Source organism: Actinoplanes sichuanensis, from assembly GCF_033097365.1.
GTDB lineage: Bacteria > Actinomycetota > Actinomycetes > Mycobacteriales > Micromonosporaceae > Actinoplanes > Actinoplanes sichuanensis.
In genome coordinates this window covers 510,732-522,423 of record NZ_AP028461.1, presented here as the reverse complement: position 1 = coordinate 522,423, position 11,692 = coordinate 510,732, and the positions used below count along the sequence as shown (strand labels likewise).

At 69.5% G+C, this 11,692-nt stretch carries 11 protein-coding genes; 7 read left to right on the top strand and 4 right to left on the bottom strand.

Translation table 11 applies throughout. The annotated features are described in order from the left end of the window. Positions 1-99 precede the first annotated feature (99 nt). Positions 100-1,209, top strand: coding sequence for a glycerophosphodiester phosphodiesterase (locus tag Q0Z83_RS02205; protein ID WP_317792079.1), 1,110 nt, complete (start codon positions 100-102; stop codon positions 1,207-1,209). Positions 1,210-1,535: 326 nt separating this feature from the next. On the opposite strand, the gene Q0Z83_RS02200 is transcribed toward Q0Z83_RS02205, so the two are convergent. The 4 genes from Q0Z83_RS02200 to Q0Z83_RS02185 form a co-directional block, all read right to left on the bottom strand. Then, the gene (locus Q0Z83_RS02200) at positions 1,536-1,841 is read right to left on the bottom strand and encodes a hypothetical protein (protein WP_317792078.1); all 306 of its coding nucleotides are present in this window, start codon (positions 1,839-1,841) and stop codon (positions 1,536-1,538) included. An 11-nt stretch (positions 1,842-1,852) separates the two neighbouring features. Next, on the bottom strand, positions 1,853-3,118 hold the full coding sequence (locus tag Q0Z83_RS02195; protein ID WP_449701855.1) for an anion permease: 1,266 nt from the start codon (positions 3,116-3,118) through the stop codon (positions 1,853-1,855). Between the two features lie 124 nt (positions 3,119-3,242). Beyond that, positions 3,243-4,505: an aspartate aminotransferase family protein gene (locus Q0Z83_RS02190; protein ID WP_317797405.1), complete on the bottom strand. Its 1,263-nt coding sequence runs from the start codon at positions 4,503-4,505 to the stop codon at positions 3,243-3,245. Positions 4,506-4,534: 29 nt separating this feature from the next. Continuing rightward, entirely contained in the window at positions 4,535-5,821 is a 1,287-nt protein-coding gene (locus Q0Z83_RS02185) for an aminotransferase class I/II-fold pyridoxal phosphate-dependent enzyme (protein WP_378078983.1), read from the bottom strand. Positions 5,822-6,073: 252 nt separating this feature from the next. On the opposite strand from Q0Z83_RS02185, the gene Q0Z83_RS02180 reads away from it, so the two are divergent. The 6 genes from Q0Z83_RS02180 to Q0Z83_RS02155 are packed head-to-tail and all read left to right on the top strand — an operon-like array spanning position 6,074 to position 11,671. After that, positions 6,074-6,916, top strand: a complete 843-nt coding sequence (locus Q0Z83_RS02180; RefSeq protein ID WP_317792075.1) for a nitrilase-related carbon-nitrogen hydrolase — start codon at positions 6,074-6,076, stop codon at positions 6,914-6,916. Beyond that, complete coding sequence (gene hydA, locus Q0Z83_RS02175; protein WP_317792074.1) at positions 6,913-8,313, top strand: dihydropyrimidinase; 1,401 nt, start codon at positions 6,913-6,915, stop codon at positions 8,311-8,313. Before Q0Z83_RS02180 ends, hydA begins: the two co-directional genes overlap by 4 nt. Positions 8,314-8,326: 13 nt before the next feature. After that, entirely contained in the window at positions 8,327-9,325 is a 999-nt protein-coding gene (locus Q0Z83_RS02170; RefSeq protein WP_317792072.1) for a TIGR03842 family LLM class F420-dependent oxidoreductase, read from the top strand. Continuing rightward, entirely contained in the window at positions 9,322-10,164 is an 843-nt protein-coding gene (locus tag Q0Z83_RS02165; RefSeq protein WP_317792071.1) for an ABC transporter permease, read from the top strand. The genes Q0Z83_RS02170 and Q0Z83_RS02165 overlap by 4 nt, the downstream gene beginning before the upstream one ends. Beyond that, positions 10,161-10,919, top strand: a complete 759-nt coding sequence (locus Q0Z83_RS02160; protein WP_317792070.1) for an ABC transporter ATP-binding protein — start codon at positions 10,161-10,163, stop codon at positions 10,917-10,919. The genes Q0Z83_RS02165 and Q0Z83_RS02160 overlap by 4 nt, the downstream gene beginning before the upstream one ends. Further along, positions 10,916-11,671: an ABC transporter permease gene (locus Q0Z83_RS02155; RefSeq protein ID WP_317792069.1), complete on the top strand. Its 756-nt coding sequence runs from the start codon at positions 10,916-10,918 to the stop codon at positions 11,669-11,671. The genes Q0Z83_RS02160 and Q0Z83_RS02155 overlap by 4 nt, the downstream gene beginning before the upstream one ends. Positions 11,672-11,692: the final 21 nt, after the last annotated feature.

The window sequence follows — 11,692 nt, the reverse complement described above, 5'->3', positions numbered from 1 at the left end:
GAAACGCCATGGGATCGTCGCCTGGGGGTCGGTTCGGTCGCGTCGACTCTTTGCGGATGTCCGGTGATCGTCGCCGGATCGAGCAATCTGGAGGAAGACGTGGCAGATCGCCGTCAGGTGCTGCGCTTCGGCGCTGTCGCCGCCGCCGCCGCCGCTCCGGCGCTGGCCGGGGCCGCTTCCGCGCCCGCCTGGGCCGGCGGGCACGGGCACGGCGGAGGCCGGACCAAGCCGCTCGTGGTGGGTCACCGCGGCGCCTCCGGCTACCGGCCCGAGCACACCCTCGCGTCGTACGAGTTGGCCGCCCGCCTGGGTGCCGACTACCTGGAGCCGGACCTGGTGATCACCAAGGACGGTGTCCTGGTGTGCCGGCACGAGCCGGAGATCGGCGGGACCACCGATGTCGCGGCCCGCCCGGAGTTCGCGTCCCGCAAGCGGACCGTGGTCCTCGACGGGGTCAGCGTCACCGGCTGGTGGACGCAGGACTTCACCCTGGCCGAGCTGAAGACGCTGCGCGCCGTCGAGCGGATCCCGGCGATCCGGCAGCAGAACACCGTGTACGACGGCTACTTCGAGGTGCCGACCTTCCAGGAGATGCTCGATCTGCGTAAGCGGCTCTCCAAGGAGTTGGGCCGGGACCTGGGCGTGTTCCCGGAGACGAAGCACCCGACCTTCTTCCGCAGCATCGGCCTGGAGTTGGAGAAGCCACTGGTCCGGACGCTGCGCCGGAACGGCCTGGACAAGCGGGGCGCCAAGGTGTTCATCCAGTCGTTCGAGGCGGCGAACCTGCGTGACCTCGCCGACGACCACCGGGTCGAGGTGCCGCTGGTCTTCCTGAGCAGCGCGGCCGGGTCGCCGTTCAACGACCCGCGGCCGTACGCCGACTACCTGACCGCGGCCGGGCTGAAGGAGCTGTCGGAGTTCATCGACGGGATCGGCCCGGAGAAGGGGCAGATCATCCCGCGTAAGGCGGACGGCACGCTCGGCACCCCGACCAGCCTGGTCGCCGACGCGCACGCGGCCGACATCAAGGTGATCCCGTACACCTTCCGGGCGGAGAACTCCTTCCTGCCGGCGGAGCTGCGGGTCGGCACCGACACCACCGCCTACGGTAGGTCGATCGACGAGCAGGTGACGTTCCTGCGTACCGGCATCGACGGCCTCTTCACCGACAACCCGGACATCGGCGTACTGGCCCGCTCGCTCGTCTGACAGCTACACCGGCCCGTCCGCCTCCCGGAAGCGGACGGGCCGGTGTAGCTCGGAACTGTGCCCGGGGCTGAACAGCCGGAGGCCGAACGACCGGGGCTGAACGGCCGGAGGCTGAACGACCGGGGCTGAACGGCCGGGCTGAACAACCGGAGGCTGAACGACCGGGGGCCGGGTACGGATCGGGCCGGCGGTGGAGCGAAGTGACCGGTACCGAATGATTCAGCCCGAAAGACGCGTTGTCGGGCGGGACCCACCGCCCGCGTCGCGGGGTAGCGCGGGAGGTGTGGCTGCGCCTGATGGCGGCGCAGCCCGTACCGCTGAAGGATCTATTTCTCGATGATCGTCGGGTAGACGTGCGAGAAGTCGAGCTTGTAACCGAAGCCGCTGGCCACGATGAAGGTCAGGCCGAGCAGGACGCCGACGACGACCACCGCGAAGAGGGCGTAGCCGATGACCGTACCGATCGGTCGGCGCGGCCCCTCGACGGTGGTGACGCCGGTGGTGACGCTGCCCGCGCCCCAGGCCAGCGAGCGGATGCCGAGGGCGAAGAGGATCGGCAGGCCGGCGCCGAGGGCGAGCCCGGCGAGGAGTACCTGCCAGGCGCCGTCGAGGGCGAATCCGAGGTTGTGCATGATCGGCCCTTTCAGTTCGCCGCGACGGCGGGGACGGGAGCTGCGGCGGCGGGGGCGGTCTCGCCGTCCCAGTCGTCGTTGACGTTCTCGTGGTCGACCTTGCCGGTGCGGGAGCGCAGGTACATGCCGCCGGAGGCGAGGGCCAGAAGGGTGAAGACGACGAGCGCGCCGGCCATGCCGCCGACCGCGTCGCCGATCCAGTACATGACCGCGCCGACGACGCCGGCCGCGGGCAGGGTGATCAGCCAGGCGAGGACCATCCGCCCGGCGACGGCCCAGCGGACCGTGGCGCCGGGGCGGCCGAGGCCGGAGCCGATGACCGAGCCGGTGGCGACGTGCGTGGTGGAGAGCGCGAAGCCGAGGTGGCTGGAGGCCAGGATGACGGCGGCGGCCCCGGACTGCGCGGCGGTGCCCTGCGGCGGGACGATGTCGGTGATGCCCTTGCCGAGGGTCCGGATGATGCGCCAGCCGCCGAGGTAGGTGCCGAGCGCAATGGCGAGGGCGGCGGAGACCTTCACCCACAGCGGGATGTTCTCCAGGTCGCTCCAGTGTCCGCTGGCGATCAGAGCGAGCGTGATGACGCCCATCGTCTTCTGCGCGTCGTTGGTGCCGTGCGCGAGGGAGACGAGGGAGGCGCTGCCGATCTGGCCCCAGCGGAACCCCTGCTCGGTGAAGCGGGCCGCGACCCCGGTGGTGATCTTGAAGATGATCCAGGTCCCGGCGGCGGCGACGACCCCCGCGATGACCGGGGAGATCACCGCGGGCAGCAGGACCTTGCCGACGACGCCGTCGAGTTTCGACCCGTCGCCGTTCCAGTTGACGCCGGCCACACCCAGGCCGGCGAGGGTGGCGCCGACCAGGCCGCCGAAGAGGGCATGGGAGGAACTGGACGGCAGGCCCAACAGCCAGGTCGCCAGGTTCCAGACGATGCCACCGACGAGGCCGGCCAGGATGATCAGCAACAAGGTGCTGCCGCCGTCGGCGAGGAGTTCCGCCTTGGGGGCGCCGCTCTTGTCCTGGATCTTGACAACGGCGTTGGTGACGGTCAGCGCGACCTCGACCGAGAGGAACGCGCCGACGAGGTTCAGCACACCGGACAGGGCGACGGCGGTCTTGGGCCGTAGCGCCTTGGTCGCGATGGAGGTCGCCATCGCGTTGGCGGTGTCATGGAACCCGTTGGTGAAATCGAAGGCCAGGGCCGTGATGACCACCAGCGCCAAGATCACGGATGTTTCTGTCACGCCGTGATCGTGACCGAGATGGACGTCCACTGCCATAGGCAGAACGGGACATGTACAAGGTTCCGCCCGCGTTAACCTCCCGTTTCCCAAACATCACCGTATAGTAGTCAGAACATTACGGAGAGTAGTCGTCAACAAACAGCAGATGAACAGCAAACACCTAGAAAACACTCTCCCCGTCAGCGACGGCGATGGCATCGGCCAAAACGGTCAATCCTTCGCGTGCCTCGTCCTCGGTAAGGGTCAGCGCGGGTCCGATCCGGAGCACGTTGCCGTGCAGGCCACCCTTGCCGACCAGCAGTCCACCGGCCCGGCAGAGATCGAAGACGCGCAGCGTGGCGGCCGGATCAGGATCGGTCGTGCCGGGGCGGACGAACTCGATGCCGATCATCAGGCCACGCCCCCGGACCTGGCCGATGATCCGGTGCGGGAGGGCCCGCAGGCCGTCCAGCAGGATCGTGCCGACCCGCCGGGCGTTGCCCTGCAGATCGTGGTCGAGCACGTAGTCGAGGACCGCGTTGCCGGCCGCCGCACTGATCGGGTTGCCGCCGAAGGTGGAGAAGCTGATCGCCGGAACCGCGTTCATCACCGAGGCGCTGCCGACCACCCCGCCGAGCGCGAAGCCGTTGCCGATCCCCTTGGCGAACGTGATCAGGTCCGGGATGACGTCGTGCGCCTGGTAGCCCCAGAAGTGGTCGCCGGTGCGTCCCCAGCCGGTCTGCACCTCGTCGGCGATGAGCAGGATCCCGTGTTCACCGAGAACCTTCTGGTACGCCCCGAGCAGCCCGTCCGGCCCGGCCACGAACCCGCCCACGCCCTGGATCGGCTCGGCGATCAGCGCGGCCACGTCCCCGGCGGTGACCGTGGCCAGCACCTCCCGCAGGTCGTCGACGGCCGCCTCGATCAGGTCGGCATCGCCGAGCCGGGCCATCCGCCCGCGCAGCCGGTCGGCCGAGGCCAGCCAGTTCACCGTGAACGGGCTCAGCGAGCTCGACGACCAGGTCCGGTGCCCGGTGATCGCCATGGTGCCGAAGGTCCGCCCGTGGTAGCTGTTCTTGATCGCCAGGATCTGGTTGGACCGCCGCACGTTGGTGGCCATCAGCAGGGCCGATTCGTTGGCCTCGGTGCCCGAGTTGGTGAAGAACACCCGCGCGTCCGGGATGCCGGAGAGCCGGGCGATCTTCTCGGCCAACTCGACCTGCTGCCGGATCAGGTAGAGCGTGGAGGTGTGGGCGACGCCGGTGCCTATCTGCCGGCGGACCGCGTCGCTGATCTCGGCCACGTCGTAGCCGATCATCGTGGTCAGCACGCCGCCGAAGAAGTCGAGGTAGGTACGGCCGTCGGCGGTGGTCACCCGGCGTCCGCGGCCGGAGACGATCTCCAGCGCGTCGTCGCCGTAGTAGACCGGCATCCAGTTGGGCATGACGGCGCGGTGCCGGTCGAGAAGCTCGCTCACGGGGTTCTCCTTCGGATGTTCGGAACGGTGGCGACCGCCAGCACGTCGGCCAGCTCGTCGTATCCGTCGGCGACCAGACCGGCGGTGATCCGCAGGTGGTCACTGCCGAGCGGGGTGACGCAGAACGGGGCGCCCGGCGCGGCCGCGACGCCGTGGGCGGCCAGCGCGACCATGGCGTTCTGCTGGTCCGGGACGGCCATCCAGAGGTTGATCCCGTCCGCCGCGGTGGCGGTCACGTCCCGGTCGTGCAGGGCTTTCACCAGGGCGGTACGGCGCGCGGCGTAGGCGTCGCGGGCGGCCGCGACGCGCGCCACGGCCTGCGGGTCGGTCAGCAGATCGAGGAGTACGCCCTGAAGCAGCCGACTCGACCAGCCGGGTCCGAGCAGCCGCCGATCGGCCAGCGCGTCGAGCACGTGCGCCGGCCCGCCGACCGCCGCCAGCCGCAGGTCGGGCCCGTGGCTCTTGGAGAAGCCGGCCACGTGCACGGTGCGTTCCGGCAGGTAGCGGCCGAGGCTGACGGGCGGGGCGGTGGCGATGCCGCCGGCGTGGTCGTCCTCGACCACGAGCAGGTGCGGGGCGTCCAGGAGGACGTTCGCCAGTAACGCCGCGCGGGACGCGTCCATGCTGGTACCCGTGGGGTTGTGGGCACGCGGCTGAAGGAACAGAGCGACCGCCCGGTAGTCACGGATCGCCTGTCGCAGGGCGTCCGGGACGATGCCGGCCGAGTCCATCGGCACCCCGATCACGGTGGCGCCGAGGGCCTGGAGCAGGTCGAGCAACGGCGGGAAGGCCGGGTTCTCGACGAGCACGTGGTCGCCGTACCGCAGGACGGCGCCGGCCACCCGGTCGAGGGCGTCCATCGCACCGTCGACGACGGTGAGCTTCTCCGGCGGGTACGGCCACCGCTCCCGCAGCAGCGCCTCGAGGTCCGGCAGCACCGGGGCGTCGAGGTAGCTGCCGGCCCACCGCCCGTCCCCGATCCGCCGTAGCGCGGCGGTCAGGTCGGGCAGCAGCAGTGGGTCGGGAACACCTGTCGACAGGTCCTGTGGCAGGTCGACCCGGGCGCCGCTGAGCTGCGCGTACCGCAACCGGGCCCGGGGTGGCAGCGGCCCGGACACGTAGGTGCCGGAGCGCCCGCGGGTCTGGATCGCCCCGGCCAGGATCAGGTTCCGCCACGCCTCGCTGACCGTCGTCGGGCTCACGCCGAGCGAGCCCGCGACCACCCGGACGGTGGGCAGGCGTGCGCCGGCGGGCAGGTGGCCGGAGGTGATCAACCGGCTCACCGCCGCCGCTATGCCGCGGGCGCTTCTGTCCTGAACCGCCCCGGTGATCAGGGTCAGCAAATTATCGTCTCCGAAACATTCCGTAACGTACGGGCAATTGTTCGCCTCAATCTGTGTCGTTAGTGTCCTACGGCATCCGGCGCCGACAAGCAAGACCTGGCGCAGGACCTATAACGAGGAGTAAACACACGATCACAGGCGCTTCCCGGCGCACTGCGCGTGCGTACAAAGATCAAAAAGAGAGGGGCCGCAATGACGACCGGAGTCGTCCGCGCCGCCCTCGTCCAGACCACCTGGACGGGCGACAAGGAATCGATGATCAAGGCGCACGAGGATTACGCTCGTGAGGCCGCCGCCCAGGGGGCGAAGGTGATCTGCTTCCAGGAGCTGTTCTACGGCCCGTACTTCTGCCAGGTGCAGGACGCCGCCTACTACGAGTACGCCGAGTCCATCCCGGGCCCGACGACCGAGCGTTTCCAGGCGCTCGCGGCCGAACTGGGAATGGTCATGGTCCTGCCGATGTACGAGCAGGAGCAGCCCGGAGTCCTCTACAACACCGCGGCGGTGGTCGATGCCGATGGTGAATATCTCGGCAAATACCGCAAGAACCACATCCCGCAGGTGAAGGGTTTCTGGGAGAAGTTCTACTTCCGTCCGGGAAACCTGGGTTATCCGGTTTTCGACACCGCGGTCGGCAAGGTGGGCGTTTACATCTGTTACGACCGGCACTTCCCGGAGGGCTGGCGGGCGCTCGGCCTGAACGGGGCGCAGATCGTGTTCAACCCGTCGGCCACCAGCCGCGGCCTGTCGTCCTACCTGTGGCAGCTGGAGCAGCCGGCCAGCGCGGTCGCCAACGAGTACTTCATCGGCGCGATCAACCGGGTCGGCGTCGAGGACCTGGGGGAGAACGACTTCTACGGGCAGACCTACTTCGTCGACCCGGAGGGTAAGTTCGTCGGTGACGTGGCGGACACCCACAACCCCGAGCTGATCGTCCGTGACCTGGACCTGAGCCTGCTCGGCACGGTCCGCGACCGGTGGCAGTTCTACCGCGACCGGCGGCCGGACAGCTACGACGGGCTGGTGGCGCCGTGAGCCTGCTGATCAAGGGTGGGACCGTCGTCGCTCCCACCGGGCCGATCACGGCGGACGTACTGGTCGACGGCGAGACGATCGTCGCGATCTTCGCGCCCGGCCAGGCGCCCGAGGGACCCGAGGTGATCGACGCCACCGGGAAGTACGTGATCCCCGGCGCGGTCGACGCGCACACCCACATGGAGCTGCCGTTCGGCGGCACACACGCCAGTGACACCTTCGACACCGGCACCAGGGCGGCGGCGATCGGCGGGACGACCACGATCATCGACTTCGCGGTGCAGCGGTACGGCGAGGTGGTCCAGGACGGGCTGGCCGCCTGGCACGGCAAGGCCGAGGGCAACTGCCACATCGACTACGCCTTCCACCAGATCCTCGGCGGTGTCGACGACGAGTCGCTCAAGGCGATGGACTACCTGGTCAACAACGAGGGCATCACCAGTTTCAAGCTGTTCATGGCGTATCCGGGCGTCTTCTACTCCGACGACGGCCAGATCCTGCGCGCGATGCAGAAGGCGCGCGACAACGGCGCCATGATCATGATGCACGCGGAGAACGGCCCGGCCATCGACGTGCTGGTCAAGCAGGCCCTCGAGCGCGGCGAGACGGACCCGATCCACCACGGCCTGACCCGGCCGCAGGAGCTGGAGGCGGAGGCCACCAGCCGGGCGATCTGGCTGGCGAGCGTCGCGGCCGACTGCCCGCTCTACATCGTGCACCTGAGCGCGTCGAAGGCACTCGAACAGGTCGCGGAAGCCCGCAACCGGGGTAAGAACGTGTTCGCCGAGACGTGCCCGCAGTACCTGTACCTGACCCTGGAGGACCAGCTCGGCGCGCCCGGTTTCGAGGGCGCCAAGTGGGTCTGCTCGACACCGCTGCGCAGCAAGCACGAGACGCACCGGGCCGACCTCTGGCAGGGCCTGCGCACCAACGACCTGTCCGTCGTCTCGACCGACCACTGCCCGTTCTGTTTCAAGGACCAGAAGGAGCTGGGGCTCGGCGACTTCTCCAAGATCCCGAACGGGATCGGCAGTGTCGAACACCGCGTCGACCTGCTCTACCAGGGTGTCGTCGACGGAAAGCTGTCGCTGGGCCGCTGGGTGGAGACGATCGCGACCACCCCGGCGCGGATGTTCGGCCTCTACCCGAAGAAGGGGATCATCGCCCCCGGCTCGGACGCCGACATCGTGCTCTACGACCCGAACGGGCGCACCCGGATCAGCGTCGAGACGCACCACATGAACATGGACCACTCGGCCTGGGAGGGCTGGGAGATCGACGGCCGGGTCGACACGGTCCTGTCCCGCGGCGAGGTCATCGCGTCCGGCGGCGAATACACCGGGCGGGCCGGCCGCGGCCGGTACCTCAAGCGCGGCCTCAGCGACTACCTGATCTAGAAAGGGGTGGGTTTTGGACATCGGTGTAGTGCTACAGAACGACCCACCCGCGCTGGAGATCGTCGAGTGGGCGAAGAAGGCCGAGGCGGCCGGCTTCAGTCACTTCTGGACGTTCGACTCGCACGTGCTGTGGCAGGAGCCCTTCGTCGTCTACTCGGCGATCCTGGCCGCGACCGAGCGGATCATCGTCGGCCCGATGGTGACCAACCCGGGCACCCGGGACTGGACGGTCACCGCCTCGACCTTCGCGACCCTCAACGAGATGTACGGCAACCGGACCGTCTGCGGCATCGGCCGCGGCGACTCGGCACTGCGCGTGCTCGGCCTCACCCCGCAGACCCTCGGCCGACTCCGCGAGAGCGTGCTGGCGATCAAGGGCCTCGGCAACGGCGAGAAGGTGACCGTTCGCGGTCAGGAACTCCAGCTCGCCTGGGCGTCGGAGAGCAGGCTGGAGGTGTGGGTCGCGGCCTACGGCCCGAAGGCGCTCGCCATCACCGGGGAGGTGGGCGACGGCTACATCCTTCAGCTCGCGGACCCGGACATCGCCGAGTGGATGATCGCCGCGGTCCGAAAAGCGGCCGTAGCCGCGAAACGGGACCCGGACGCCATCAAGTTCTGCGTGGCGGCACCGGCCTACGTCGGCGACGACCTGGCCCATCAGCGCGAGCAGACCCGCTGGTTCGGCGGCATGGTCGGCAATCACATCGCCGACATCGTGGCCCGTTACGGTGGCGACGGCGGCGCGGTGCCGCAGGCCCTCACCGATTACATCAAGGCCCGGCAGGGGTACGACTACAGCGAGCACGGCCGGGCCGGAAACAGTCACACGACCTTCGTCCCGGACGAGATCGTGGACCGCTTCTGTGTCCTCGGTCCCGTCGAGAGCCACGTCAAGAAGCTGCAGGAGCTGCGCGAACTGGGCGTCGACCAGTTCTCCGTCTACCTCCAGCACGACGGCAAGGAATCGACGCTCGCCGCCTACGGCGAGCACATCATCCCGGCGTTCTCGTGAGGCGCGTCCTCTCGGTGATCGCCGGTCTGATCGCGGCCGCACTCCTCTGGGAGGGGTACAAGGCAGTCGGCGATCCCGAGGGGACGGTGCTGTTCGGCGTGCGGGTGCTCCCGCGCGCCGACGACCTCTCCATGCCACATCTGTGGGCGATCCTCACCCGGCTGTCCGATCCGGAGATGACCGGTGGACGGCCGGTGTGGATCGTGGTAATCGACGCGTGCCTGTTCACGCTCGGCATCACGGCGGTCGGGTTCGCGGCGGGCACGGCGATCGGGCTCGTCCTGGCGGCGGCGATGCAGCGGTTCCGGATCGTCGAGCGCGGGCTGCTGCCGTACGTCATCCTCTCCCAGACCGTGCCGCTGGTGGCGCTCGCGCCGCTGATCGCCGGCTGGGGCGGCACCCTGATGCCGCCCTGGGCGACCGTGTCGGTGATCGCCGCCTACCTGGCGTTCTTCCCGGTCGCGGTGGGCATGTTGCGCGGGCTCCAGTCGCCGTCGGCGGCCGGGACCGAGCTGATGCGCAGCTATGCCGCGGGCTGGTGGCGCACGCTGGTCAAACTGCGGTTCCCGGCGGCGCTGCCCTATCTGTTCCCGGCGCTGCGCCTGGCCGGGGCGGCGGCGGTGGTCGGCGCGGTGGTCGGCGAGATCTCCACCGGCACCCGCGGCGGCATCGGCCGGCTGATCATCGAGTATTCGCGGGAGGCGACCAGCGATCCCGCCAAGGTCTACACGGCGATGCTCGGCGCGGCCCTGCTGGGCCTGCTCGTCGCCGGCGCCGTCACCCTTCTCGAACTGCCGCTGATGCGGCACCGGCGCCACGTGGAGGTGGTGACTCTATGACCGCCGTGCTGGTCTCCGGCCTTACCAAGATCTTCAACCAGGGTCGTGGCGACGAGGTCCTCGCCCTGTCGGACGTGGACCTGACGGTCGGCGACGGTGAGTTCATCTCGCTGATCGGCCCGTCGGGCTGCGGCAAGAGCACCCTGCTGCGCCTGATCGCCGACCTGATCGAACCGACCACCGGCACGGTCACCGTTGCCGGCAAACCGGCCGGGCAGGCCCGCCGCGAGCAGGAGTACGGCATCGCCTTCCAGCAGGCGGGCCTCTTCGAGTGGCGGACCGTGCTCCGCAACGTGGAACTCCCCCTGGAACTGCGCGGCATGTCCAAGGCCGACCGCCGGACCCGGGCCGAACAGATGCTGGAACTGGTCGGGCTGGCCGACTTCGCCGGTCACTACCCGGGCCAGCTCTCCGGCGGCATGCAGCAGCGGGTGGCGATCGCCCGCGCGCTGGCCGTCCAGCCGCCCCTGCTGCTGATGGACGAGCCGTTCGGGGCGCTCGACGAGATGACCCGCGAGCGGTTGCAGTCCGAACTGCTCGGCATCTGCGCCACCACCGGCACCAGCACGGTCTTCGTCACCCACTCCATCTCCGAGGCGGTGTTCCTCTCCGACCGGGTGGTCGTCATGTCGGCCCGGCCGGGTCGGATCACCGCGTCGATCGAGGTGAAACTGCCCTCCCGGGACGAGGCGGGCCGGCAGGCTCCGGTCTACTTCGAGAAGATCACCGAGGTACGACAGGCGCTGCGCTCATGAGACGCGTGCTGCCGCCCCTGGCCTTCGGGGTTCTCGCCCTGGTCCTGTGGGAGGTCTTCGTGACGGCCGGGCGGGTCGCCCCGTTCATCCTGCCCGCCCCGACGGCCATCTGGGCGCAGATCGTCGAGCAGAAGCAGAACATCTGGAACGCGGCACTGGCCAGCGGGGCGAATGCGCTCGTCGGGCTGATCGGCGGAACGGTCCTGGCCGTCCTGGCGGCACTGGCGGCGAGCCGGTCGCGGTTCCTCGGTGAGGTGTCGATCCCGTTCGCGGCGGTGGTCAACGCGCTGCCGATCATCGCGCTCGCCCCGATCCTCAACAACATGTTCGAGTCGACCAGCAGCGTCCCCCGCCGTCTGGTGACCGGCATCGTGGTGTTCTTCCCGGTCTTCCTCAACCTGCTGCGCGGGCTGCGGGAGGTCGACCCGGTCCATCAGGAGCTGATGCGCACGTACGCCGCCTCGGGCTGGACCTTCGCCCGCAAGGTACGGCTGCCCGGCGCCCTCCCCCACCTCTTCACCGGCCTGCGGCAGGCGTCGTCGCTGGCCGTGATCGCCGCGGTCGTCGCCGAGTACTTCGGCGGGCTGCAGGACGGGCTCGGCGCGCGGATCACCTCCGCCGCGGCGTTCACCGCCTACCCCCGTGCCTGGGCCTTCGTGGCCGGCGCCTGCCTTCTCGGACTCACCTTCTACCTGGTCACGTTGCTGTTGGAACGGCTCGCCATGCCGTGGCGGCAGCGGCTCATCTCCTGACGATCTCCCCGATACACCTGG